At 66.2% G+C, this 24,926-nt stretch carries 25 protein-coding genes and 2 pseudogenes; 11 read left to right on the forward strand and 16 right to left on the reverse strand.

All coding sequences use genetic code 11. The features are described 5' to 3' along the window. The first annotated feature begins 649 nt into the window (after positions 1–649). Positions 650–1,009, forward strand: a complete 360-nt coding sequence (locus B141_RS0129235) for a YciI family protein (protein ID WP_020578743.1) — start codon at positions 650–652, stop codon at positions 1,007–1,009. Positions 1,010–1,030: 21 nt separating this feature from the next. On the opposite strand, the gene B141_RS0129240 is transcribed toward B141_RS0129235, so the two are convergent. Then, positions 1,031–2,230: an RNA polymerase sigma factor gene (locus B141_RS0129240; RefSeq protein ID WP_237742842.1), complete on the reverse strand. Its 1,200-nt coding sequence runs from the start codon at positions 2,228–2,230 to the stop codon at positions 1,031–1,033. 166 nt (positions 2,231–2,396) lie between these two features. Between B141_RS0129240 and B141_RS48005 the strand changes: the two genes are divergently transcribed. Beyond that, positions 2,397–3,311 (forward strand): helix-turn-helix domain-containing protein, encoded by a 915-nt coding sequence (locus B141_RS48005; RefSeq protein WP_084678598.1) that lies wholly within the window; start codon positions 2,397–2,399, stop codon positions 3,309–3,311. A 56-nt stretch (positions 3,312–3,367) separates the two neighbouring features. Here the strand turns inward: B141_RS48005 and B141_RS51805 are convergent. Together B141_RS51805 and B141_RS50425 are read right to left on the reverse strand one after the other, a co-directional pair. Beyond that, positions 3,368–5,263 (reverse strand): annotated as a pseudogene (locus B141_RS51805) (CocE/NonD family hydrolase); the annotation flags it as partial. Then, the gene (locus B141_RS50425; protein ID WP_020578747.1) at positions 5,152–5,529 is read right to left on the reverse strand and encodes a hypothetical protein; all 378 of its coding nucleotides are present in this window, start codon (positions 5,527–5,529) and stop codon (positions 5,152–5,154) included. The gene B141_RS50425 and the pseudogene B141_RS51805, both read right to left, overlap by 112 nt. Positions 5,530–5,843: 314 nt before the next feature. Here B141_RS50425 and B141_RS53005 point away from each other — a divergent pair, with 314 nt between their 5' ends. Continuing rightward, a complete protein-coding gene (locus tag B141_RS53005) occupies positions 5,844–6,998 on the forward strand; it encodes an outer membrane protein assembly factor BamB family protein (RefSeq protein WP_084678600.1) in 1,155 nt (384 codons plus the stop codon). An 8-nt stretch (positions 6,999–7,006) separates the two neighbouring features. Here B141_RS53005 and B141_RS49820 read toward each other — a convergent pair whose 3' ends face one another. After that, positions 7,007–7,159, reverse strand: a complete 153-nt coding sequence (locus B141_RS49820; RefSeq protein ID WP_020578750.1) for a hypothetical protein — start codon at positions 7,157–7,159, stop codon at positions 7,007–7,009. 269 nt (positions 7,160–7,428) lie between these two features. Between B141_RS49820 and B141_RS0129270 the strand changes: the two genes are divergently transcribed. Continuing rightward, on the forward strand, positions 7,429–8,976 hold the full coding sequence (locus B141_RS0129270) for an FAD-binding oxidoreductase (protein WP_020578751.1): 1,548 nt from the start codon (positions 7,429–7,431) through the stop codon (positions 8,974–8,976). Between the two features lie 31 nt (positions 8,977–9,007). Here B141_RS0129270 and B141_RS0129275 read toward each other — a convergent pair whose 3' ends face one another. Then, positions 9,008–9,517, reverse strand: coding sequence for an NUDIX hydrolase (locus tag B141_RS0129275; protein ID WP_040422674.1), 510 nt, complete (start codon positions 9,515–9,517; stop codon positions 9,008–9,010). An 83-nt stretch (positions 9,518–9,600) separates the two neighbouring features. Beyond that, complete coding sequence (locus tag B141_RS0129280) at positions 9,601–10,149, reverse strand: hypothetical protein (protein ID WP_237742843.1); 549 nt, start codon at positions 10,147–10,149, stop codon at positions 9,601–9,603. 302 nt (positions 10,150–10,451) lie between these two features. On the opposite strand from B141_RS0129280, the gene B141_RS50925 reads away from it, so the two are divergent. Next, entirely contained in the window at positions 10,452–11,651 is a 1,200-nt protein-coding gene (locus tag B141_RS50925; RefSeq protein WP_020578754.1) for a 4a-hydroxytetrahydrobiopterin dehydratase, read from the forward strand. 80 nt (positions 11,652–11,731) lie between these two features. Here the strand turns inward: B141_RS50925 and B141_RS0129290 are convergent, their stop codons facing one another. Both B141_RS0129290 and B141_RS52600 read right to left on the reverse strand, forming a co-directional pair. Then, positions 11,732–12,139, reverse strand: a complete 408-nt coding sequence (locus B141_RS0129290; RefSeq protein WP_020578755.1) for a nuclear transport factor 2 family protein — start codon at positions 12,137–12,139, stop codon at positions 11,732–11,734. Between the two features lie 242 nt (positions 12,140–12,381). Next, a pseudogene (locus tag B141_RS52600) lies at positions 12,382–12,642 on the reverse strand (ATP-binding protein); the annotation flags it as partial. Between the two features lie 775 nt (positions 12,643–13,417). On the opposite strand from B141_RS52600, the gene B141_RS43435 reads away from it, so the two are divergent. Together B141_RS43435 and B141_RS0129310 are read left to right on the forward strand one after the other, a co-directional pair. Further along, entirely contained in the window at positions 13,418–14,146 is a 729-nt protein-coding gene (locus tag B141_RS43435; protein ID WP_474775232.1) for a VOC family protein, read from the forward strand. Between the two features lie 48 nt (positions 14,147–14,194). After that, positions 14,195–14,692: a class I SAM-dependent methyltransferase gene (locus B141_RS0129310; RefSeq protein WP_020578759.1), complete on the forward strand. Its 498-nt coding sequence runs from the start codon at positions 14,195–14,197 to the stop codon at positions 14,690–14,692. A gap of 49 nt (positions 14,693–14,741) precedes the next feature. On the opposite strand, the gene B141_RS46320 is transcribed toward B141_RS0129310, so the two are convergent. Further along, on the reverse strand, positions 14,742–15,521 hold the full coding sequence (locus B141_RS46320) for a GNAT family N-acetyltransferase (RefSeq protein WP_020578760.1): 780 nt from the start codon (positions 15,519–15,521) through the stop codon (positions 14,742–14,744). 131 nt (positions 15,522–15,652) lie between these two features. After that, a complete protein-coding gene (locus tag B141_RS0129320; protein WP_020578761.1) occupies positions 15,653–16,798 on the reverse strand; it encodes an epoxide hydrolase family protein in 1,146 nt (381 codons plus the stop codon). Positions 16,799–16,861: 63 nt separating this feature from the next. Between B141_RS0129320 and B141_RS0129325 the strand changes: the two genes are divergently transcribed. After that, positions 16,862–17,833 (forward strand): helix-turn-helix transcriptional regulator, encoded by a 972-nt coding sequence (locus B141_RS0129325; RefSeq protein WP_020578762.1) that lies wholly within the window; start codon positions 16,862–16,864, stop codon positions 17,831–17,833. Then, positions 17,830–18,732, forward strand: coding sequence for an aminoglycoside phosphotransferase family protein (locus B141_RS0129330; protein ID WP_026257667.1), 903 nt, complete (start codon positions 17,830–17,832; stop codon positions 18,730–18,732). The genes B141_RS0129325 and B141_RS0129330 overlap by 4 nt, the downstream gene beginning before the upstream one ends. A 115-nt stretch (positions 18,733–18,847) precedes the next feature. Here B141_RS0129330 and B141_RS0129335 read toward each other — a convergent pair whose 3' ends face one another. Together B141_RS0129335 and B141_RS51810 are read right to left on the reverse strand one after the other, a co-directional pair. Further along, positions 18,848–19,480 (reverse strand): class I SAM-dependent methyltransferase, encoded by a 633-nt coding sequence (locus B141_RS0129335; protein WP_020578764.1) that lies wholly within the window; start codon positions 19,478–19,480, stop codon positions 18,848–18,850. Beyond that, positions 19,480–19,821 carry a hypothetical protein gene (locus B141_RS51810; protein ID WP_020578765.1) on the reverse strand — a complete coding sequence of 114 codons (342 nt, stop codon included), beginning with the start codon at positions 19,819–19,821 and terminating at the stop codon, positions 19,480–19,482. Before B141_RS51810 ends, B141_RS0129335 begins: the two co-directional genes overlap by 1 nt. Positions 19,822–19,923: 102 nt before the next feature. Here B141_RS51810 and B141_RS0129345 point away from each other — a divergent pair, with 102 nt between their 5' ends. Further along, complete coding sequence (locus tag B141_RS0129345) at positions 19,924–20,514, forward strand: helix-turn-helix domain-containing protein (RefSeq protein ID WP_020578766.1); 591 nt, start codon at positions 19,924–19,926, stop codon at positions 20,512–20,514. A gap of 714 nt (positions 20,515–21,228) precedes the next feature. On the opposite strand, the gene B141_RS0129355 is transcribed toward B141_RS0129345, so the two are convergent. After that, entirely contained in the window at positions 21,229–21,636 is a 408-nt protein-coding gene (locus tag B141_RS0129355) for a hypothetical protein (RefSeq protein ID WP_020578768.1), read from the reverse strand. Positions 21,637–21,815: 179 nt separating this feature from the next. Further along, complete coding sequence (locus B141_RS0129360; RefSeq protein ID WP_020578769.1) at positions 21,816–22,991, reverse strand: serine hydrolase domain-containing protein; 1,176 nt, start codon at positions 22,989–22,991, stop codon at positions 21,816–21,818. Positions 22,992–23,191: 200 nt separating this feature from the next. On the opposite strand from B141_RS0129360, the gene B141_RS0129365 reads away from it, so the two are divergent. Continuing rightward, a complete protein-coding gene (locus B141_RS0129365; protein ID WP_020578770.1) occupies positions 23,192–23,785 on the forward strand; it encodes a TetR/AcrR family transcriptional regulator in 594 nt (197 codons plus the stop codon). Here B141_RS0129365 and B141_RS50935 read toward each other — a convergent pair. Together B141_RS50935 and B141_RS0129375 are read right to left on the reverse strand one after the other, a co-directional pair. Further along, positions 23,774–24,409 carry a hypothetical protein gene (locus B141_RS50935; RefSeq protein ID WP_202805962.1) on the reverse strand — a complete coding sequence of 212 codons (636 nt, stop codon included), beginning with the start codon at positions 24,407–24,409 and terminating at the stop codon, positions 23,774–23,776. The genes B141_RS0129365 and B141_RS50935 overlap by 12 nt on opposite strands. A gap of 134 nt (positions 24,410–24,543) precedes the next feature. After that, positions 24,544–24,879 (reverse strand): hypothetical protein, encoded by a 336-nt coding sequence (locus B141_RS0129375; protein WP_020578772.1) that lies wholly within the window; start codon positions 24,877–24,879, stop codon positions 24,544–24,546. Between the last annotated feature and the right edge of the window lie 47 nt (positions 24,880–24,926).

Here is a 24,926-nt window from a genome sequence, read left to right on the forward strand (position 1 = left end):
TCCTGCTGCGGCTGGTCCTGTGGCTGGTCCTGCTGCGGCTGGTCCTGCGGCTGCGGCTGATCCTGTGGTTGGTCCTGCGGAGGCTGCGGCGGCGCAGGATCGGTTGGGTTCGGATCAGGCTCCGCGACAACAGATCCAACGGGATCCGAGGTTGAGGTGACGCTCGTCGGCCCGCTGGAGGCAAAGCCTGCGTTAACCAAGAGAGCGAACGAAAACGCCGCAAATACGGCGAGCCATCTGAATGCCGATCTCATACGACCTCCGCATTGTTCGAACCCAAGTCAACCTGGGATATATCGCTGACTTGACCGGGTCGGTTTCCTGTGGAGAAGTCAATGATTCTCGATCACATCTCGCGAGAACGACTCCCCTCGACAGGGGTGGTCGACGCCACTCCTTAGTAGTGGTCAGGGGCGCTATCTGCTTTTCGCGAAGCTAGTCGTTGTCCCACGTCCAGCGGCTACGCCCACGCGGTTACGCACGCCCAGCGTGCGCTGGACGGTGGCGATGTGGTTCTTGACGGCGGGCTGATGAGCGCCGCCGTTGGCCGCCGGAACTTCGGCAAGAAATTCGGCGGAACCTGTCGAGGACCGGTGCCGGCCGTTCGTTACACGGACGACGCAGCCCCTTCCAACCACGAGGAGCAACGATGAAGTACGCGATGCTGATCTTCGGCGACGACCGCGAGTGGACCGCGCTGTCCCCGGCCGACGAGCAGGACGTAATGAAGCAGGTCTACGAGTGGTACGAGCGGTGGCAGCCGACCGGCAAGATCGCCGACGGCGGCGCCGAGTTGCAGCCCCGGGACACAGCAAGGACGGTGCGCGCCGGCGCGAACGGCCAGCCGGTGATCACCGACGGGCCGTACCTGGAACTCAAGGAGGTCATCGGCGCGGTCATCATGCTGGAGTGCGACGACATTGACGAGGCCGGGCGGATCGCGGCCACCTGGCCACTCGCCGCCGGGATGAGCGCACTGGAGGTCCGTCCGGTGATGAGCCGCGAATAGCGGCGACGCTGGGCGCCGGTCTCACAGCCGGCGCCTCAGCTCACCCACCCGACGCGACATCAGCTCCCGTTCGGCCGGGTTCGTCGCCAGCTCCAGTGCCCGCTCCGCCGCCGTCAGCGCCTCGGCCGGACGGTCGAGCGTGGCCAGCAGGTCGGCCCGGGCGGCGTGCCACAGGTGGTAACCGGCAAGCCGGTCCCCGAGAGCGTCGACCTCATCCAGGGCCGGGGCCGGGCCCACCGCGAACCGCGTGGCCACTGCCCGGCTCAGCAGCACTACCGGCGACGGGTCCAACGCGGACAGCCGGTCGTACAGCGCCCGCACGTCGGCCCAGTTGGTGGCCTCGTACGAAGCGGCCAGGGCGTGTAGCGCGGCGATGCCGGCCTGCAGTTGGTACGGCCCGGGCCGGCCCTGGCGCACCGCCGCCCGCAGCCGCAGCGCCGCCCGTTCGATCGCCGCTTTGTCCCACAACCGCCGGTCCTGCTGGTCGAGCAGCACGATGCGGCCCCACGAGTCGAACCGCGCGTCGGCGCGGGCGTGGTGCAGCTCCAGCAACGCTGCCAGGCCGGCGGCCTCCGGCTCACGGGGCAGCAGCTCGGCGAGTTGGCACGCCAGCTCGACCCCCTCGCGGGCCAGCTCGCGCCGCTGGGCGGACCGGCCACTGGACAGGTATCCCTCGTTGAAAACTAGGTAGATCACCGCGAGCACGGCCGGTAGCCGGTCGACGTACTCATGTGGCTGTGGCACCTCGAACCGGATGCCGCGCTCCCGCAGTTGGCGTTTGGCCCGGGAAAGCCGCTGCGCCATCGTCGGCAGCGGCACCAGGAACGCGGCGGCGATCTCGGCCGTGCTCAGGCCGCTGGCGGCGTACAGCGTCAGCGCGACCCGGGCCGGCTCGGCGAGGTCTGGATGGCAGCACCCGAAAACCATGGCCAGCCGATCGTCCACGCCCGGTTCCGGCGGCGCTACCGCGGCCACCTGTGCCACCTTCTCGCGGCCGACGGCGTCGCGGCGTAGCCGGTCCAGCGCCTTGCGCCAGCCCGTGGTGACCAGCCAACCGGTGGGGCTCTCCGGCACACCCTCGTCGGGCCAGCGTTTGAGCGCTTCGGCCACCGCGTCCGACAACGCCTCTTCGGCCCGGTCGAAGTCGCCGAGCCGCCGGCTGAGCGCGCCGAGCATGCCGGCCGCGTCCATCCGCCAGATCCGGTCCAACAGTTCTGCCACGTCGCCCACCACACCAGGGTGCAATACCGCGGACCGCGCCGGACTCGCCTTCGCCATCAAGATCGCCCGGGTGCTCACCGGTACCGAATCCGAGCCTCGCGTACGTCCCGTGAGAGCAGCAAATCAGGTCAAGCGGTCGGCCTGGTCCAGGACGCACTATGTGGTCATGGGTTCACGGCCGGACGTATTCGCCACGTTCGTCGAGGTATTGACGAAGGCGCTGGACGACCATGATGCGACGGGGGCTGACCTGGCGGAGCGGGTGCACCTGTCGCGCTTCCACTTCGATCGGGTGATTGCCGCGACGGCCGGGGAGCCGCCGACGCGGTTGCGCCGGCGGGTGCTGTTGGAGCGCGCCGCGTACCGGCTGGTGACCACGGAACGGTCCGTGCTGGAGGTCGCGGTGGAGGCGGGGTACTCCACGCATGAGTCGTTCACGCGTGCCTTCACGAAGGCGTACGGCTCGTCGCCCGTCCAGTGGCGCGAACGCCCGACCCGGATTCCGATCGAGGCGCCGAGTGGTGTCCATTTCCATCCGCCGGACAGCTTGCGGCTGCCGGCCCAGACGAAGGTGAGCGCGATGAACATGCTGGTCACGATGGTCGAGCATCACGTGTGGCTGGTCGGGGAGATGCTGGCGCGGGCGGAGACGCTTCGCGCAGACCAGGTGGACGCACCGATCGAGCTCTCGGTCGAAGGCGTCGACGACGAGCCCACGATGCGGTCGCTGCTGTCGCGGCTGGTCGGCCAACTGGAGATGTGGAGCGCCGCGATCCAGGGACGGGAGTACGACTTCGCGGTGGAGCACCCCGAGGACATCGCTCACCTGCGGGCACGGTTGGCCGAGGTGGGGCCAACCTTCCTTACCCAGGTCCGTGACGTCTGCGAGCAAGGTCGCCTTGACGAGGCGATCGTCTGCCCGGGTGATCAGGTGGAGGTCTACACCTTCGGCGCTGTCATCGCGCATGTCCTCACGTTCGCGGCGCACCGCCGCACCCTGGTGGCCGGTGCCCTACACGATGCGGGGTTCACCGACCTCGACGGCGGCGACCCGATCCGCTGGATCACCCACCGTGCTTGAGGTTCGGGGAGGGCGCGTTCAGTACGGGGAGATCGAGGTAAGTCCTGCCCCAGTTCAAGGGTGAAGGTTTCCCCCGCCGGCCCGTACCTCGCGAAACACGCGGCGTCGTGGCCGGCGATCGCCACCCGGACTCGGTGGCCGGCCCGGAGGATGGCAGACACGGGCAACAGCTCGACAACAAGATCGAGGTACTGGCCGGGCACGACGGGTAGGCAGTCGGCCTGGGCGAAGCTTCGTGGTACGCCAAGGCGGGTTGGTTCGGCGGGGCCGGCCGTCTGGCGGTGGATGAACCGCAAGCAACCTTCGGTCAGGTACGTCACCTCGCCGCCGGGGCCGACGTCCTCGAGATAGACGTAGATCGCACCGTCAGACCCTGAGGTGGCCAACCGAAGCGCCACGACCGGGAAACCGAGGATGTGAACGTCAGCAAGGGACGGCGTACCGGTGAAGGTCAGGAGGGCGTCGTCGGCGGCCCTCCGGTCGGGATAGCTGGCGCCCTGGCCGAGGTCGATGGCAAGCCACCTGTTGGTACGTCCCGACGACGCGGTGGGGTCGACTGCGTGGCGCATGGTCTTTGCCGAGCCCGCCTCCTCTGTCAACCCACCCGCCGGGTCCAGGTAACGTCGCCGCACCTCGAGACCGTCGGGCGGCCACGAGCTGACCGTCTGCCACTCGTCGGTGCCGAGAGTGCCGAAGCGCAAGGTGCCGTGTCCGTCGGGCTGCTCGTTTCGCTGGACGTACCTCGTGAAGAACTCCACCAGCCGCCGGTCCTGCTCCTCGGGGCTGAGGTCGCCGCTCTCCAGGGTGCCGTCCGGGCACACCGTGTCCGCCAGGGTGTCTCCGCCGTGGCCCCAGGGTCCGATCTCGACCTCCTGGTAGTTGGAGAGGGTCGCGAACCGCGCGAGCGTTCCCGCCGCGAACGCCCCGTCGAGCCAGCCGGCGCGGACCAGCATGGGGACGCCCGCAGACTCGATAGCCTCCCGCGCGGAAGCCGGCGCGGTCGCCTCCCAGTCGAGGGCGTCCGCGCGGTCGTCGCGGAAAGGCAGGCGACCCATCAGCTCTCGGACATCGACGTTGGCCTGGTGCTCCCTGATCGCCTGCTCAAGAAGGGCGGGGCCGTTCGGCCCGTCCACCGGCTTGACCGGAGCGGGAAGCGGGATCTCCTCCACCGGCAGGCCGGTAACCGCCGCGAGCCGCTCCAGCGCCCCATCAACGCGGTCCTTGAGCTGGCTTTCGCACATCCACCGAGCGAACCGATCCGCGGTCGCGCACCCGCCTGGATAGAAGAGCTGCCGGTACGGGTCGAAGGGACTGAACAACGCGGCAACGGCGAACAGGTGAGGATTGCGGAGCCGGGCGACGAGCTCGGCCGCCTGGCCCTCGTACGACACTCCGTACGCGCCCACCCGCCCATCAGACCAAGGCTGCGCGGCTACCCAGGTGATGACCTCGTCGTAGTCGGCGATCTCGCGCTCGCCAAGCTCACCCGTCCGCGTGCCGAACGACGCTCCGGTGCCACGGGCATCGACCAGGACCAGCGCGAAGCCGGCGGCATTCCACAGGTCACCGGCGGCGACGTTGGAGTCCGCCTCCAGCTCGGGTCCCGACGGCGCTTGGGCACGGTGGTAGCGGGTCGACTTGACGATCGTACTGACCCTGCCGCCAGCGGCGGTCTGCTCGACCGGCAGCCAGACGTCGACCGCGAGCCGAACGCCGTCGCTGACCGGTACATACAAAGACTGGACCCGGCGCGTCACGTCAATGGTCACGCGCTGGATCGTGACACACCCGACCGCGTCCAGTGAACGTATTAAGTGGGGTACCGGTCGGAACTGAGTGGTCACTCGAGAAACTCGATAGCTCGGAGTCTCTGCCCCTGCAACGCGACCAGCTCCGGCGGGGTGTCGTTGCGCCAGGCCAGGCGCGGGTGGTAGTCGTCGAAGCTGGGCCATGTCACTGGTTGCCTGGGGTCAGCCGAGTTCCAGGTGATAGACACCTCGTCGAACTTATTGTGGTTGATCTCCACCCGCTCTCCGTCGAAGTCGAGGAGAGCCGGACAGTCGACGAACCACTCATCGTCGTTGAGATCCCAGACAAGCCACGTCTGCGTCAGTCGACGCCCGACAAGAGAGCGGAGCCGGCGGCCGTGCTCGGCACTGATGCTGGGCAGGCCGATCAGCCACCGAGGTTGATAACCGGATATGCCGAAGTCGAACACGTAGCGATTCTCCAGAATCTGTCCCTGACTCCGTTGTCATAGGTCTCCACCGGCTCGTGACCGACGCCGTGGGCAGCGAGGCGAGCCAAGATATCGTCGAGCCCTTCCACTCCGAGAGTGAACAGGGCATGGCCTGCCCGGTCGGCATGGGCGAAGTGCAGTGAAGTACAGCTACGGCCCGGGTATCACGACCCCGCCGGAATCGCCGCCATCGGCCCGATGACCTGTGTGTGAAGCCGCCCCTCGGTGCGTAGCCCGCTACGATCGTCCGCGTGCCGGTGAATGCCAAGCGAGCAGCTCGCGCGGTCTTGGTCATGTTGGTGGTGGCTGCGGGGCTAGCCGGTTGCAAGCCCGATGATCGGCGGGGTTTGGCGCCGCCTGGGCCTACCACTCCAGTTCCGACGCCATCGCGCTCCTTGTCGCCAGTGCCGGTCGATCGAGCCGACTGGAGTATCAATCTTGAGGGGGACTCGGTCGAGATCGCACCTGTGTTTGCGGGCGGTGACGTCTTCGTTGTTACGCATCACGGCAAGCTGGCCGCCTTGGATGCGCGGTCCGGGGCTGCACGCTGGCGACACGATCTTCGCGATCTCAGCTCCGCATTGGCCGTAGCAGACGCACGTTTGTACGTCCTCAGCAAGGCCGCCAACGCCCCTGAGTGTCAGCTGCGCACTTTCGACACTGCCAACGGAGCTTCCCTGTGGTCGTGGTCCTCCGCCCGCTGTCCGGCCGTGCGTGGAACTATGGCTGACGGCGCCGTCTACCTAACGGTGGACGGCGTCGACGATGGCACAGGAGATACACGGGACCAAGATCCCTCCCGCATAGTCGCGCTGGACGCTAGGACAGGCCGTCCTCGCTGGAGTCATCGATTCGATACCGCCGCACAGCTGTTGGAGCCCGTGGTCGAGGATCGCACCGTCTTTGTCAGTACCAGCCGGGCCGAGCTTGTCGCACTCAATACCGCCTCAGGCAAGGTCCGTTGGCAGGTGAACCTTGAGGGAGGAAACCTATCCGGGCCCGTGGCGGCTAATGGCCTCGTCCACGTCACCCGAACGCGGGGATATGGCGAATCTGCCGTGCACTCTTTTGACGGGCAGACTGGCCGGCGGCGCTGGTTGTACCCGGCCCGTGACCTTATTTCCACGGTGCCAGTGGTCGCCGCGAAGACCATCGTGATCGTCAGGCGGGACGGCAGGGTACACGGATTGAATGACCAGACAGGTCGAGTGCGTTGGACCCGTGACTTGCGGGACACAGACCCCGCCAATCCGGGTGACCTTTTCCCGGTCTCGGACGGGGCCACCGTTTATGTCAGGCGCGGCAGCGCCCTGCACGCCCTCGACGCAGACACCGGCCGAACCCGCTGGTCCGATCCGAGCCCGCCACCAGGTACACCCTTGGCGGCCCACAATGGCGTGGTTTACCTGTCCGCTAGCGACGGCACGTTCTCCGCCGCCAACGGATAGTGAAGGGGTCAGGGGTGCAACACCTCTGGGGAGACCACAACCTGAAATGACCTGACCGACCCTAACGCCGGCTGCTGGTCGAGAGCGACGAACAGTCCCGCCGCCAGCATCAGACCCGCGATGGCTAGGAGAACTCCGCCGATCACCAGGTGGCCGGTCACGAGACCGACTACTCCGGTGGCAGCGAGCCGCGGGTTCGACTGATGCCTGAAGCGTCAAATAGTGGGCGGCATCCTGGTCCCCTTTTCCCGGCGTAAAGGAAGTGCAGCCGATTAACTTTAGTTACATCTCTAAATTTGTCTTTCCTGGGGATGCACGACCCTTCCCATTACATGCCCAGGAAATCGTCCACAAGGGATTGCTTCGCCAGCAGGAGGGCAAGAATTCTATTAGTCGAATATTGGCGTAACCCGATCGAGAGGAGACAGGCATGAGCGCCCTTTCTCGTCGCAACCTGCTCAAGGTGACGGCGGTCGCTGGCGCCGGCGCCGTCGTCCTCCCGGGCACTGCGGGCGCCGACGGCTCGGACCCGTCCTCCACGACCGGCACCCCGAGCAAGCCGGGCACCACCCCGACCAATGGCACCGCCCCGAGCAATCGGTCCGGATCCGCGAACTGCCCGCCGGCGAAGCTGACCGGCCGCATCGTCCGTCCCAACGACCCCGGGTATGCGGAAGCGAGCCTCGGCTGGGACGAGCTCTTCGTTCACTATCCGCTGGTCATCGTTTACGCCCAGGAAACTCAGGACGTAGTCAACGCCCTCACCTGGGCCCGGCAGAATGACGTCGCGCTACGAGTGCGGAGCGGCGGCCACAGCCTCGAGGGCTGGTCGAACGTGGACAACGGCATCGTGATCGACGTCAGCGAGCTGAAGTCGGCCCAAATCGACACTGTCTCTCGCATCGCGACAGTGGGCGCTGGGCTCAACCAGTTGGAGGCCGTGACCGCACTCGGCGCGAAAGACTTTGCGGCGACGACCGGAACGGAAGGCAGCGTAGGCCTGTCCGGTGCGACACTCGGCGGCGGATTCGGCTTCCTCACCCGCTACCTCGGCATGGCCTGCGACAACCTGATCGGGGCTGAAATTGTCGTCGCGTCGGATGCCGACGGAGCCAAGGCGATCAAGGTAGACGAGAAGGAGAACTCCGATCTGCTCTGGGCACTCCGCGGGGCAGGTAACGGCAACTTCGGGATCGTCACCTCACTCACCTACAAGGTGACTCCGCTGAAGAAGGTCGTCTATGTGCAAGTGACCTGGGAGGGCCTGAAGGACCTGCAGGGGGTCTTCGACGCATGGCAGTGCACAGCACCGTTCGCCGACAACCGCCTCGGGACCCAGCTCGAAATCCACAAACCCCAGATCCTGCTGTTCGCGGTTCTCGCGGACGGTGCGGAGGCAGAGGCGAGGGAGTTGCTGGCCCCGATCCTGTCGGTTGGCCAGCCCACTGTCTCGGTGCAGACCGGGGGCTGGGCTGACATCTATGCGGGATTCCAGATTCCGACCCAGGCCGAACCCGCGAACTGGAAGTTCTTCTCGCAGTTCACCAGAGAGCCGTTCCCGGAGAAGGCGATCAGCCTGATCGGCGCATTCATGAATGACGCCCCCACGGATGACAGCAACTTCTTCACCCAAGCCTTCGGCGGGGCGGTACAAACGAGCGAGCCCATCGGTGGCACGGCGTTCCCGCATCGCGACGCGCTTTTCTACTCCGAGCCCGGCGCCGGCTGGGGAACTCGTGGAGTCGAGGACAGCGGAGAGGCGCTCACCCCGAAGGCGCAGGCCTGGATCGCCGAGTTCAGCCAGGCGCTGCGGCCCTACGTGGACGGCGCCTACGTCAACGTGCCGAACATCGGAATGCAGGACTGGGAAACCGCCTACTGGGGACCCAACTTCGGCCGGCTGCGCAAGATCAAGGCGAAGTACGATCCCAACAACATCTTCCAGTACGAACAGAGCGTCCCGCCCGCGACCTGCTGACCGGCAGTTGCCGAGCATCGCACCTGTTTGTTCAGTTCGAGCCCGGAAGGCGTACCGGCTCCTTAGGGTGGCCATTCGCGAGAAGGTACGACGTGAGGTCACCAAGGCCGATGGGCAAAAAGACCTCTGCCGGCGGAAGGCCCCTGAGATCGGCCAGTGGCCACCAGCGGTGCACGCTCAGTCCCGCCCTCTCGTCAGGTTCCAGTCCGGAATTATCGGGCGAGAAGGAGGCTGTGCGTAGCATCCAGTAGTCGTCATGAACGTGATAGACCACCCCGTCGGGCGCGTCCCACAACGTCTCGAAGTATGCAACCGGAGACCCGAGTTGGTTTGGCGAGACCACCAGCCCTGTCTCCTCTGCAAGCTCGCGCGCCGCAGCATCACGCGTCGTCTCTTCCCCATTGGTGCGACCACCCGGTGTGATCCACTGCCGCTGGAATCCGACCTTCTCCGGGTCTCGCATGCCGAAAAGAAGGACCTGCTCGTTTTCATCGACAACAATGACGCGTCCCGTCGTCCGAGGAATGCCTCTACTCGTCATGACCTGCAAGCTACCGTCATGAGCAGAGCGGTCATGCGCGGAGGGGTCACGGGGTCGGCTGATGGTCTGGGTCGTCCGACGGGTTAGTGCAGCCAGGTCACCTTGTCGAGGTCGGTGGTGAGTTCAAGGGTGCTCCATGCCGTCATGTCGCGGCTGCCCTCGCTTACTCGATAGATGGCGAGGTGGTTTTTCCCAAACTGCCTCTGCAGGGTGCTCGCGTCACTCTTCTCTGGGCAAATCTCATCCCTGCTACTGGGGTCCTGCACGCAGAACACGATGACAGGGAGTTCGTGCTCTGGTACGTCTTCCTTGGGGAAGAAGTAGACGCTCCAGGATGAGGCCCGCTTGGTGGTGGTCTCGTCGAGCGCCATCGGGTCGGGGTCGTCGTCAAAGGTGTTGGCGTTGTAGTCGCGGGCGATGTCGTACCCGGCGGGAAGTCTTACCGGAAGAACTGGTCTCATTCCACCGACCCGGCTCAGTTCTCCCCGGACAACTTCACGATCGCTCATGTCGGGCAGGTCCGGCTGATCTGCGATGTTCCAGATGACGCTGCCGACGGCGAAAGTGCCGGCGATAGCGGCGGCGGCAACACCAGCTAGGGCCCACGGTGGTGCCTGTCGAGTTGGGTTCACGCGCTGATGATGACACCTGGCGGGACGGTCGGGAAGCGGCACCTTCCTCAGCCACCAGAAGGTCTGAACAGCCCGGGTGGTTCAGTGTGGACTCAGATGGCCAGTCGCGGCACGCTTGCTTCGTGCTTTGGTTGTGGGTTGTTCTCGTCGTCCTCGTCGTCCTCGTCGGCACCGTCGCCGTGGCCGCTGGGCGTGGCGGGGGGATGGCTCGCGCCTACCCAGGTCGGGAGGGCTCTCCGACACCAGTTCGGTCGCGGCCTTCGCCGCGGCCTGGCGCGTCAGGCTCGGCAACGGAGGACGGGATGGGCGAGAGTGACGGCGCTCCGTCTGACTACCCCGACGCGCCGAACTGGAGACCGGCAATGACGGTGTGGCTGATCAATCAACTAATCAACGCTCTGGCGCTGATGGCCGCGGTCCTGCTGCTTGTGCTTCTTATCGCGCAATACGTCTTGACACTGATCTACCCCGACCGCGACATTCACGGCTTGGCCTTGATAATCAACGTGATTATCGGCATATTCTTGCTCGTTCCGCTCAGCCTGCTGGCGTTCGGTGCGGTTGCGCTGCACCGGTACCGACCAACGGGCTTCGTCTATCAACTGCTCGCCGGGGCTGTCGTTGGGCTCTACGGCGTGCTCATCTCGGGGGGACTGCCCACACCTCAGTTCATCGGCATTGGAGGTATTGGACTTGGCGCAATCCTCGCCGCGCCCGCGGTGGCCGGCCTGCTGGCCGCCCGTCGTCCGTCCTCCGGCACGTCGACAGCCACTCCTGCCCGGCAGATTTCGGAGCCATTTACTCGATTCGCGATCCTGCGCGAAAGTGGAGCGATGAACACCGAGACGCTGACCCGGCAACAGATCGCCGACGCCGGCCTCGACGGCTGGGCCTACCTTGTCCACTACGGCAGCGGCGCGCTCCAGACCCGGATCCACACCAAGAACTTCACGACCGGCCTCCAGGTCGTCAACGCGATCGGCCAGGCCGCTGAGCAGATGAACCACCATCCCGACCTCGACCTGCGCTTTTCGCGGGTTGACGTCCGACTGACCAGCCACGACGCCGGCGGCGTGACCGAGCACGACCTCAGGCTCGCCCGCAGAATCTCCGACATCGCCGCAGCCGCCGGCGCCGAGGCCGAATGCCGAAGCATCTCCAACATCGAGCTGGGCCTGGACACCCCAGAGCACGAGAAGATCGCGCCGTTCTGGGCGGCCGTGCTGGACGGGCGCCACGTCAGCGGCGACGGATGGGCCGACGTGGGCGACCCAAACCAGGCACTGCCACTGATCTGGTTCCAACGCTCCGGCAGCGAGGAGCCCCGGCAGCGCTGGCATCCCGACATCTGGGTCAACCCGGCACAGGTGCGGCCTCGAATCGACGCGGCCCTAGCGGCCGGCGGAACACTGGTCAGCGATCAGCATGCGCCATCGTTCTGGGTACTGTCCGATCCCGACGGCAACAAGGTCTGCCTGTGCACCTGGCAAGACCGCGACTGAGCAGCCTCCCATCCGGCAAAGCACGCACCTTGATCACGAGCTGCTCCTCCACGCTCCGACGGTCGTCGATCGGTCCCTGGCTACTGGACGATCGTCCCTTGGTGATACAGGATCTGCCAGCCGTTGTGCGTCCTCTGCCAGATGGTTGACCTGCGCGTCAGCCGGTCCTGATCTTGCAGCAGGGTGTAGGTGAGTAGGTACGTGTCGGGGCCGACCTCCCGACAGCGGAAGTCGCTGGTCTGCCACTGGTCATCGCCGGCGGGGTTGGCGTAGCGCTCCTCTAACGTGGCCAGGACGATCTCGCGGCTGTAGCGCCGTCCGGAGGCGCCGACTTCCCAGAAGTCAGTCGCAGTCTGAGCTTCGAAGTCAGGGCGGGTGGTGCCCAGCTCTGGCCGATGGAAGATTGGTTCGCGCTGCCGTAGTTCTTCGAGAACCTCCACCAGGCGCGGCTCGGTGGCCAGCCAGGGTTCCGTCTTCTTGTCGGCCATGCCGTGATCATGCCAGCGCGCCCCATGCTGGTCGAGTCGTGATGTCCACGTACAGGGCAGCGCCCACATCCTGGCGTCGGGCGAAAGCTGACCCCTTTCTCGAGACCCTGGCTCAAGTCGAGCTGGGGGAGGAAGTAGGTGTTGTCAGTGGAGGATTGGGCTGAGATCCGTTGGTTGTCTCGGGCGGAGAAGATGCCGATCAAGGCGATCGCGCGGGTGATGGGGATCAAGGATGCGCGTTCGTAGCTGGCGGAGACGAGTTGGAAGAAGAGGTTCGCCGCTTCGGGTTCGAACGGGATGTAGCCGACTTCGTCGATGACGAGTAGCGGGTAGCGGCCGAGCCGGGTCAGTTCGATCTGGAGCCGGCCGGCGGTGTGTGCGTCGGCGAGTGTGGTGACCCATTGGGCGGCGGTGGCGAACGCGACGCGGTGACCGGCTTGGCGGGCCCTGATCGCCAGGCCGACCGCAAGGTGGCTTTTGCCGGTCCCGGGCGGTCCGAGCAGGAAAAGGGGTCAACATTCAACCGACGCCAGGGGTCAAACTTCACCGGTCGTTGACACCCGGCCCTTCGGTACATGGAAGACACGGCTGTACGGGATGTGCAGGGTCCTCGTCGCACGCTCTATGGACCATCCCGTGGGCATACCGAGCCAGGATCCGCTGTCGTCCTGGAACAGGAACAACGCGGACATCGCGACGTGGAATGAGCCGCCCCACTTCGTTCCGACGATTCTGCACTTCGTGCCGCGAGCCACTCCCATCGCGGTCGCACCTCCATCTTCCGTACTCGGCAGATGTGCGCTCACCCTCAGCGTGGCTGAGGGTACGGAGACTGGCTCGGTGGACTAGGGCGTGTCCTGTAGATCAGGCTCGGTCAGCGAGCGGCACGCATCTTGTGTGAGGTGGCTGGTCGGTGGGGTGGGTGGAACCTGCTCGAGCTTTTGTCTCACCTTCTGGTCAATCCAGGGGGTTGTCTCACATTGTGTACACCTGGCGGGTACTTCACATGGCTAGCACCTGCCTTGCATGGCGTCCATGCCATGTGAAGCCCCTAATGACCACGTAAACGTGATCATTCAGAGGGCTGTCCTCCACCGGAAAACCTGATCTACAGGACACGCCCTAGACCGCTGTGAAGCTCGAGGTGGAAGATAGGGCCGCGCGGCAGCCGGACCCTGGGGTTGATCGACGCATCGGGCTGCTTTTGAGTGGGACGCATCGGGGATGGGACCCCATCTGGAGGCGGAGATGGCACATCTTCTTCGAGACACCGACGCGATGACGATCACGATTGGTGCTCCGGAGGTGCTCAACGGCAAGGAGGGACGTCACGTGCTCGCCGATTTCTACGGCGAACTGCTCGGCATGCAGGCGTTCGAGCCGTACGGTTGGCTGAAGCTCGCCAANCCCCCGCCGCTCAGCAGGTTCCAGCTCGCGCTGGACGGCGATGGCTGGTCTGATCAGCGACCGCCTCGATGGCCCGATCCGGAGTATCCGCAGCAGCTGCACCTGGACATCTTTGTGCCGGACGCCGAGGTTGCCGACAATCTCGTGACGGGCATGGGTGCGACGCTGCTGAAGGATCAGGACCACTTCCGGACCTACGCCGATCCCGCTGGCCACCCATTCTGCCTCTACCCGGACCCGTCCACCGCTACAGAGGGGCCGGTGGTGGGGCGGCTGGTCTTCGACTGCTTCAGCCCTCGCTCGTTGGCGACCTTCTACCAAGGCTTCCTCGGCGTGCGGGACCGACTCGAAGACACGCCCGAATGGGTTGTGATCGACCTGGACGACGACGATGGTCTACCGAATCTCGCCTTCCAGAACGCACAGTTCCGAGCCGCTCGCTGGCCTGACCCTGCCTATCCGGCGCAGCTGCACGTCGACTACCGGTTCCCCGACGGCGCCCAGGACCAGATAGAACGCATCGAACGACTCGGGGCTATCCGCATGCCGGTCGATGGGAACACCTACGCCGATCCCGCCGGCCACCCGTTCTGTTTGTAAACCAGCGGTGGCGAGCGAGGAGTACGGCCCGGTGAGAAGGTGGAGGTTGTGACTCGCCACCGCTACCACGGCGATCCGGCTCGATTCGAGGTTGTGGCCGCGTTCGTTGCGGACCGGTTCCCATCGGCTCGCTTTGTGGCGGACGTGGCCGGTGGTCAGGGCATGCTCGCGCGAGTGCTGAGCAAGCGGTACAACGTGGCCTGCGAAGTCGTGGACCCACGGGGTTGGTCGCTTCGCGGGGTCTCGGCACGGCAAGCGGAGTACCACGCGGACATGGCTGACTACTACGACCTGATCATTGGTCTTCACCCGGACGAAGCTCTCAGGCCGGTCGTCGAGTCGGGTGCCGTTCGTCCGGTCCTTGTGGTGCCATGCTGCAACTTCTGGTCCCACTCGGAGCGGCTGGGTCAGAAGGACCTGCTTGCGTCGATCAGTGGCCACCAGGAGGCAATCGGGGGTGTGGTCGAGAGAGCGCACCTGGCGTTCCGTGGCCCGAAGAACATCGGACTGGTCCTCGAACCGCCGCTGGCACCCCAGGCGCTCTAGCGTCACGCCGCCGTGTGACTTCAGCGTGAGCAATCGTAGGCGCAGGAATTCAGACCTTGAGGCGCATGACAACGCCGGCTTGACCGTTGCGCTGCGTTGGCACGAAGCCGAGGCGTTCGAACATCGACATCACCCCGAAGTGCGGCGCGGTTCTCGGCGTGAGTTCGGCGGCCTGGACCGGCCCAATGCCTGGCACGTCTTTCACCGGCCACGACTTCAGGTACTCCTTGACCTCCTCCGATCGCCACCCATACGTCCTTCTCAGCTCGCGGAGCTCTGGATCGTAGTGGCCGAACACGATCGGCAGCGCCTCGATCCAGCCGCCGCCACGTTTGCGGATCGCCTCCACGGCGGCCTCCAGCGCGATGGTCGCCACACCTCGCCGTCGGTGGTCCATCCGCGTGGTGAAGCAGGTGATCCGCCATTCCGACGTGGGATCCTTGGCGAACAACCGCTCCGGCGCCTTCTTCGGACCGACCACCGGCAGCTCACTCGTTCGACCGTACTGACACCACCCGACAGGTTCGCCGTCCGCGTACACCAAGATGCCGTGCGCCTGGCCCTTCCAGACCAGCTCCTTCATCGCCCTGGACTCTTGCTGCCGCCTCCATTCCTGGAGCGGGAAGCGCTTCTTGGATCGATCGGGATCGCCGAGCTGCTCGGCGATCTCCTTGGCCGTGCGTCCTGGTTTCGGTATGTGCCCACCGAGGCTATAGAGCACGCACATGCAACCGTGCACCTGAGAGAAGAACCGCTCGAAGTCCACGAACGTACGCCTCGACAATTCCTTCGTGGTGAACCGAAACGGCTTCCGCGCATCGGCGGCCATCACCACCACCTCCGTCAACCGAGTGGACCTCCCCCGCCATGGGTGTCCGCCGACAGCCGATCGTCTTATCCCAACCTTGTCAAGGCATCGGATGCCTGTTGAGCACGTCGTCTTGCCCTAACTGGTTGTCGTCAGCGGAGCTGGCGGAAGAACTCCCGCACGTCATTGACCAGGAGGTCGGGTGCTTCCATGGCGGCGAAGTGCCCGCCGCTGCTGAACTCGGCCCAGTGCACCACGTTGTGGTCGCGTTCGGCGAGGGGTCGGATGGTGATGTCGTTGGGGAACACCGCCACCCCGGTAGGCACCGGCGACCGACTCTGGGCCTGGCCCCAGCTGCGGGCCCCCTCGTAGTAGATGCGGGCCGCGGACCCGGCTGTGCCGGTCAGCCAGTACACCGAAACGTCGGTGAGAATCTGGTCACGGTCGATGGCGTCTTCGGGCAGCTCGGCGGCCGGGTCGGTCCATTCCTTGAACTTCTCGACGATCCAGGCGAGCTGGCCGACCGGTGAGTCGGTGAGGGCGTAGGAGATCGTCTGTGGCCGGGTCGACTGCACGATCGCGTACCCACTCATGTCCCGGCCCCAGGTCGTCATGAGCTCGAGGCGGGCCTGGTCAGCCTCGGTGAGGCCGGCCAGCTCGGCCGGGTCGCCGGAGGGGAAGGTGCCCAGGTTGTTGACGTGCACGCCGACCACATGATCGGGGTCGATGCGGCCGAGCTCGGGGGAGACGATCGCTCCGGTGTCCCCACCCTGCGCGCCGTAGCGGCGGTAGCCGAGGCGTTCCATCAGTTCGGCCCAGGCGCGGGCTACCCGGCCCGTGTCCCAGCCCGGGGCGGCGAGCGGGCTGGAAAAGCCAAAGCCGGGCAGCGACGGGGCTACCACGTGGAAGGCGTCGGCGGGGTCGCCGCCGTACCGAGCGGGATCGGTCAGCGGGCCGATGATCTTCATGAACTCCACGACCGAGCCGGGCCAGCCGTGGGTGATGATGAGCGGCAGCGCTCCCGGCTCGGGCGAACGGACGTGCAGGAAGTGCACGGTCTGTCCGTCGATGGCGGTGGTGAACTGGGGAAACTCATTCAGCCGCGCCTCGTGGGCGCGCCAGTCGTAACCGGTACGCCAGTAGTCGGCCAACTCTTTCAGGTATCCCAGCGGCACCCCGGCCTCCCAGGCAACGCCGGGCAGCTCGTCTGGCCAGCGAGTCTGGGCGAGCCGCTGGCGCAGGTCGTCAAGGCGATCCTGCGGGATCTCGATCTGAAAGGGGGTGATCTCTTCGCTCATGACAACCACGCTAGGGGCCTGCTAGGACAGCTTCGGCCCTAGGTGGATGGCAAACTTGAGGGCATGTTGGAGACCTCCGGCCGGCTGCTTCGCCTGCTCTCGCTGCTGCAGACCCCGCGCGACTGGACCGGCGCCGACCTGGCGCAACGCCTTGAGGTCGACGTGCGGACCGTGCGCCGCGACATCCAGAAACTGCGCGACCTCGGCTATCCGGTGCACGCCACCCCTGGCGCGGCCGGCTACCGGCTCGGCGCCGGAACGAAACTCCCGCCGCTGCTGCTGGACGACGAGGAGGCCGTCGCCGTTGCCATCGGGCTGCGCACCGCCGCCAGCGGCACGGTCACCGGCATCGAGGAAACCTCGCTACGCGCACTGGCCAAGCTCGAACAGGTACTACCGTCGCGTGTGCGGCACCGTGTCAACCTGCTGCACTCGGTCACCGTCACGGTCGCCGCCGCCGGCCCCACCGTGGACCCGGACGTGCTGACCATCGTCGCCGCCGCCTGCCGCGAGCACCAGCGGCTCCGCTTCGACTACCAGAGCCACGACGGCGCCAGTTCGGTACGCGACACCGAGCCACACCGACTGGTGCACACCGGCCGGCGCTGGTACCTGATCGGCTGGGACACCGACCGGAGCGACTGGCGTACGTACCGCGTCGACCGGATCCGTCCGCGCATCCCGGCCGGCCCGCGATTCACACCCCGACAAGCGCCCGACGTCAACCTCGCCGATTACCTCACCCGCGGCGTGTCCACCGCGCCGTACCGCTACCAGGCCCGGATCACCCTGCACGCGCCAGCCGAGACCGCCGCCGAACGGATCCCACCCACCGTCGGTGTCATCGAAGCCGTCGACCCGCACACCTGCCTACTCCATACCGGATCCAACTCCCTCGACGAACTCGCCATCTACGTCGCATTGTTCGGCTTCCGCTTCCAGATCCACGGACCACCCGAACTGATCGCACACATCCGAGACCTCACCGCCCGACTCACCGACGCAACGGCCGATGCGACTATCCTGCCGCGATGATCGCGATCCCTGAGGATTTCGCGGGGCAACTTGTCGATCGTGAGGGCGACCTCGGCCGAGCCTGGTTGGCGTCGCTACCTGGCTTGGTAGATGAGTTGCTAGTGCGGTGGGGCTGCACCCCAACGGCCCCGATCACTCGCGGCCATCTCGGGATCATCGTGCCTACTCAGCGTCGCGACGGCTCACCTGCTGTCCTGAAGGTCTCCTTCACCCATCCAGCCAATATGTACGAACCTCACGCCTATGCCGTCTGGGGTGGGCGTGGCGCCGTGCTGCTCTACGAACGGGACGACGCCAACTTCGCCATGCTGCTGGAGCAGGGCGAATGGCAGACGCTGGAGGACCTCGGCGACGTCGACCAGGCAACCGCCGTGACGGGACAGCTCGCCCGACGACTGGCCGTCCCTGCCCCGCCCGGCATTCCCAGGCTGGCCGATCTGGCCGAGGGTTGGGAGCAGTCGCTCCGCGAGAATGCCGAGAAGCTGGGCCATCCCCTGTCACAGCATGCGCTGGGCGCGGCGCTCGCCACCATCCAGGACCTCGCCCGCAAGCAACCCGACACCATGGTCCACGGTGATCTGCACTTCGGAAATGTCGTACGCGCCCAACGCGAGCTGTGGCTGGTGATCGACCCATCGGGACTGGCCGGAGATTTCGCCTCCGACGCACTCCAGGTGCTCAAACGCGGTGCCGCCAGCCTGCTCCAAGCCGACGACCTGGAGGTGGAGCTGCGGGGCCGGTTGGCCATCTTCGCCGACGCCACCGAGATCGATCGCGAACGGGCCATCCGTTGGGCACAGGCTCAGGCGGCGATGGGTGCCCATCACAGCCGGGAGGCCGGCAAGCCAGCCTGGATCATCCGGGGGCACGAGCAGATAGCCGAGCTTCTGGCTGGGTGAGGCACTTGGTCTGTGCTGGTCCGACGTCGGCGCGCTCGGAGGGATTCGAACCCCAACCTTCTGATCCGAGGTGGCGTTGCAGGTGCCCGATTGTCCGCGAGGTCGCGGTGCCTGGTCAGGTCAGTCGGGTGGCCTTCACAACCACGTCGTGCAGCACCGCGTCGCCGCCAGGCGTGGGGAGAGGCCGGCTGTGTTCTTCGGCGGTGTCGACCCGCCAGGTTGCCGGGTCCAGGCTGGCCGTGATTTCGGACAGGGTGACGCTCGCTTCGTCAGGAGGAGTGGACCCGTGGCCGTGGGTATCGCCGGAATGGTGGTGCCGGTGTCCCACGATCAGGAGCGTGCCGCCAGGGGCCACCCACTGGGCGATGCGCTGGTAGAACGCCAACTGCGGCATCGCTGGGTGCGCGTAGCTGGTGACGACCAAATCCCAGCGGTCCGGCGGGTTCCAGGAGGTCAGATCGGCCTCGATCCAGGTCGTCATGTCGGCGACGGAGGCATCATGGGCCTGCCCCTTCGCGGTTGCGAGGGCGCGTCCGGAGATGTCTGCGCCGGTGACCTGCCAGCCGTGAGCGGCCAGCCAGATCGCCTCGACACCGGCTCCGCAACCGGCATCCAAAGCTTTCCCCGGCCGCAGCGCACGGGCCGCATCGACCACGTAGGGGTTCGGGTGCGCGCCGTGGCCTCCAGCGACAGCCGACGGCTGGCCCCAGTGCTGTTCCCAATAGTTCTTGTCGAACGAGTGCGCCATCACACCTCCCCGTCCGCCCGGGTGCTCGCGACGGCGCGATCGGCGTCGGCGAAGACCAGTTCGGTATTGATCGTCATCGCCACCCGCGCACCGTTGGCCGCGGCTTCGCTTACCTGCATCGCCGGGGTTGACCACGTTCCCCGCGGCGCGCTCTCCCCACCCACGGAGACGCCGAATCCCTCAGATTCCACCGACACGACCTTCACGCGTCCTTGGACGATCTCGCCGCCGTACGACTGGACCTCGGCAACGCTTCGACGTGCCCGAGCCAGCGTCAGCGCGGCGCTCAACCTCGCCGCGCCACCGCCGACGATCACCACGTCCCGCATCTTCTCCGCCACGCTGAGCACTCCTCTCCCCGGTACAAGTTGCTGTCGTAACCAAAGTGGTCGAGCAATTGGCAGACTGGCAAGTTCCGTTGCTGAATGGCAAAGTGGAGGGTCATGAACCACGACGCGGACCAGGCCCTCGACGCGGTGGGCCCGAGGCTGAAGCGGCTGAGGCTCCGTCGCGACGTCACGCTTGCCGAGCTGTCCGAGCAGACCGGAATCTCCGCAAGCACGCTGTCCCGGCTCGAGGCGGGGCTGCGACGTCCGACGTTAGAGCAGTTGCTTCCGCTCGCCAGAGTGCACGGGGTCACGCTGGACGAGCTCGTCGACGCACCACCCACCGGCGACCCACGCATCAACCTGCGCCCCGTCGCGTGCGCGGACGGATCGACCATCCTCCCGCTCACCCGCAGGCCCGGCGGCATCCAGGCGTACAAGTTCGTGCTGCCTCGCGGCTCCGACCAGCAGCAGCCGGACCTGCGCTCCCACGAGGGCTATGACTGGGTGTACGTGCTCAACGGCACCCTCCGCCTGGTCCTCGGCGAACACGACCTCCTCCTGGCACCCGGTGAAGCCGCCGAGTTCGACACCCGCACCCCGCACTGGTTCGGAGCCACCAGCGCCGGATCAGTCGAGTTCCTGAGCCTGATCGGCAAGCAAGGTCAACGCGCGCATGTGCGCGTGGCTCCGAAACGTAACGAGTGAGCACCCCTGCGACTGCATGGGTCGTAGGCAAACGCGCAGATCAAAGCCGGGGGTCAGCTGGCGCGCTCGCAGGGATTCGAACCCCAACCTTCTGATCCGTAGAGCTCGACAGGCGTCGATCCCAGCGGCCAATCGGCTGCTTGTCAGTCGACGCCTGGGGGTAGCACGTCGTACCCGCCGTGGTTCCACAGGTAGACCTTGGCGAACCTGTCGACGAAGGGTGTCCAGTGCAGGATCCGCACCCACCGAGGCATGCGGTCTAGGCGGAGCCTGGCTCCCAGCGGCGGTACCCAGTCCAAGCCGGCACGTCGCCCTTCGGGCGCCGTCCACCCCCCTGGCGAGGCAATCGCATGTGTCAACCAGAGGACTTGTTGCCGGTCGGCCATCCGGCGGATCTCTTCTGGCGATGGCGGTTCGTCCACGAGGCCATACTCGCTCGTTGGGTGCCCTCTGGCAGCGGATACCGCCGCGGGCCCCCGCTCTTCGGGACCCGGACCAAGCGAGGTGGCTAAAGCCGCGGGCGCGGCGGCGGTGGCGGGCCGAGCAGCCCACGTCAACCTGATCGAGAGCATCGCGAAGTGGGGCTTTCCCCAAGCAGGGTCCACTTCTCAGGGGAAAGCCCCAGGAGTCGCTTCGGACGAACCACTGCGCCGCCGTGTCATGGGCCAGAGAGGACCACCGTGACACGGCGGCGCAGCGTGGGTCGGCTTCCCGTTAAGCGGCGTCGAGGGCTTCGGTGATTTTGCGGGTGATGTCGGTCATGGTGGGGCTGGGCTCGCCTTTGTGGGCCCGGGTGGCTGCTTCGATGGCGACGAGTACGGTGTTGCGGAAGTTCTCGGCTTCTGCCGGATCTTGTTTCTTGAGCAGGTTCATGGATTCGGTCAGGGCTGGCAGCACCTGGTCAGCGATTGTGGCTACGGACTTGCTGTCGAGTTTCGTGCCCTGTGACCCTTCGGCGAGCACGTGCCCGACCAGGCCGGTCGCGGAGGCCAGGGCGATGGAGCCCGCGGTGGCGACCTTGTGGGGCGAGCCGGCGGCACCAGCGGCGGCCATCAGCGAGACGGCGCCGTGCGCGGCTGTCCGCAGGGTGAGGTTGTCCTGGTCGGCCAGGGTGATGGACATGGTTGTGCGCTCCTTTACCTCTGTTACGAAATTCCGTTGAACGGACGGACTGTGGAATGCGGTTAGTCCTTGGGCGAACAGGGCCAAGACCACACCTCGCGGAAACATCGACGGTTCAGCCGCCATGAAGCTCAGCATGGGATGTCGTGGGTTGAGGGCGGGTCTACGAGGGCTCGGCGTCAGTCGTCGATTGCCTGGTAGGTCGTGGTCCAGAAGTCGTGGATAAGCCGCACCGCGTTCGGGACTGACAGCCCGACCTGGGTGAGCAGGATTCCGGTGAGCTGGTTGTCCGGGTCGGCGTAGGTCGAGGTGCCGCTTCCGCCGTCCCAGCCGAACTGGCCTACGGAGGCGTAGTCGCCGCGGTAGGTGCGCACCGCCATCCCGAAGCCCCAGCCGCCGTGCTGCCCTTGGCCGAACGACACATGGACGTTGTTGACGGCCATGGCGTGTCGGGCGGCTTGTTGCTCGGGTGTGAGGCGGTTGGTGGTCATCAGCTCGACGGCGAGCCGCGACAGGATCCGTTCGCTCCCGTGCATCCCGCCGTTCAGCAGCATCCGGAAGTAGGCGTGGTAGTCGTCGACGGTGGAGACCAGCCCGCCACCGCCGCCCTGGAACGCCGGAGGCTGGCTCCACCGTCCACCTGCGGCCTCGTCCCACACGTTGAACTCTCCGGTCTGCGGGTCGGGGGCGTAGAGGGTCGGCAGCCGGTCGATCTTGTCCGCAGGCACGTGGAAACCGGTGTCCTTCATCCCCAGCCGATCGAAGATGCGTTCACGCAGGAACGTCTCAAACGACTGGCCGGTGACCCTGGCGACTAGCACGCCGACCAGATCGCTGCTGATCTGGTACTGCCACCGCTCCCCGGGCTGGTGCATCAACGGCAGCGTTCCCAGGCGGCGCATCCACTCGTCCGGCTCGGGCATCGGCTCCGGCAGATCGGGCGTGAGGCCCTGCTCGAAGACCGCGCCCATGATCGGTGTGCCCAGCGACGTCATATCCATGCCGAGCCCGAACGTGGAGGTCAGCACGTCCCGTACGGTGATCGGCCGCCGCGCCTGCACAGTGTCGTCCAGCGGGCCGTCGATCCGCTTCAGCACCCGACGGTCGGCGAGCTCCGGCAGCCACGGCTCCACCGGGTCATCCAGCCGCAGCCCGCACTCATCGAGCAGGACCATCGCCGCCGCGATCGAAACCGGCTTGGAGGTTGAAGCCATCCGGAAGATCGTGTCCCGGCGCATCGGCGGGCCACCGTCATGGCGCATCGTCCCGATCGCTTCGACGTGCGTCTCACCGCCCCGGCCGACCAGGGCGACAAGCCCGGGAATCTTCCCGGAATCGACATGCCGTGCCAGCACCTCACGCAGTCTGCGTAGCCCCGCTTCGGAGAAGCCGCTGTTGCCTTGTCCCCATCATGAATCTCCTGACGTACAGCGTTCGATCTTTCAAGTCGCTACACGCTACGTGCCGTGTAGCCTCAGCCGGCTGGCGACACGCTACGTGCCGTGTGGCCGAGATGTCAACACGACACGTGCCGTGTCCTGCTAAAGTGCAGGCCATGCCCACATCGCCCAACCCACTGCGCCGCAACGAAGCCAGCCGCCGAGCCATCCTGGACGCGGCGCTGCAACTGTGCGCCGAACTCGGCTACGGACGGCTCACGATCGAAGCCATCGCCGCGCGCGCCGGCGTCAGCAAGAAGACGATCTACCGGTGGTGGCCCTCCAGAGGTGCCGTCGTCCTGGAGGCCGTCGACGACATGGCGACCACGGTCGCCAAGTTCCCGGATACCGGCGACCTCGCCGCCGACCTACGCACTCAGCTCACCGCCGTCATCGGCCTGTTCACGCCGCCGAAGACCTCCGCCGTCGCAGGGCTCATCGCCGAAGCCCTCTACGACGACGAGCTGGCACACGACCTGCGGGAACGAGTCATCCGGCCACGCATCGACGCGTTCAAGAGGCGCATGCAGCAAGCTCAGCGCGACGGCCAACTTGCCGCCGACGCCGACCTCGACGTGGCTCTCGACCTGATCTACGGGCCCGTCTACCACCGACTCGTCTACCACCTCGGCATGCCCGACCCCGAGCAGCTCCACACGCTCGTGGCACACGCCCTCCGCGCGTTCAGCCCGGCGCCTTCAAAGCGATGATCGCAAAGAACGACCAAGGTTCATCAAGCACGGGCTCGTCCGCCCCGATCGGGTGGGCCAACGTCGCATGACATCCGACGAAGGCAGAGAAGATGACCACGCAGACCCCACCCCGTCGACCACGAACTCATCGAAGCCGCAGCCCACGTCGCGCGCACTCGCTGCCGGGGCGACAACCACACCGGCTGTCTGGTGTTGGTCGATTCTGGTGAGTAGATCGTCGAGGTCGTTTTTGGTGAACTTCCATCGGAACGGTTTCGCGGTGGCGTTGTAGCGTTTTTCGAACGCCAGCAGGCGGTTTTCGACCTCAGCGAGGTCGGTGAAGTCGTTGGGTGAGACGACTTTGTGTTGCACGACGGAGAAGTAGACCTCAACCTGGTTCAGCCAGGAGGCGTGGACCGGGGTGTGCACCATGACCGCGTTCGGGAAGCGTTTCGCGAGCCGTTCGATCGCCTTCTTGCCACGGTGGGAGGAGGCCCGCTCAAGTTCCCCGGGCATCTTCTGCAAGCCCAGCTGGGAGTAGAAGCAGGCGAGATCCGGCAGATCGGCCTCCTGCATGTCCCGGGCTGTTAGGTGCAGCGTTAATACGCCCGTGTAGATAGTCCCAGTCCCCAAGACCTTCACCCCTCGCTCCTCGACGTATCTCCCGACGTTCGCGGACATCGTGGACCGACGGCTTGTGGAGTCGTTGACACGGCCCGCTGGGACGGGCTCCAGGTAGCCCGCGCCGATCCCCGCGTACAGCACATCAGCGACAGTCATACGGGCGACAAGCGCGGACTGGCGTAGTGCCGGGACTGGTAGATCCGGTCCTGGGTATCGCCGAAGCTGTCATCCGGAGTGACATCCACGATCGTGTCCTTGCCGTCAGTCCGCTCCCCCCGACGTACCCGGGCCGGTCCCTCAAGCATCGGTGCGAGGACCTGGCCATCGATCTCCCCCCGCCAGGTGCCGTCGCCGGCGTAGATACCGGCGCTGCCGGTCTCTGCAACATGCGCCAGGATCTGCTCGACCGCCTCATCCATGACAAGACGTGCGCCGGTGGGGATCTCGTAGCCGCCGATCTCGCGCCGGTACTGCCGCTGCCCACCCATAGCCCACATCATGCGGTGGGTGAATACAGCGCATTCACCCGCACGGG

Source organism: Actinopolymorpha alba DSM 45243, from assembly GCF_000373925.1.
Taxonomy (GTDB): Bacteria; Actinomycetota; Actinomycetes; order Propionibacteriales; family Actinopolymorphaceae; genus Actinopolymorpha; species Actinopolymorpha alba.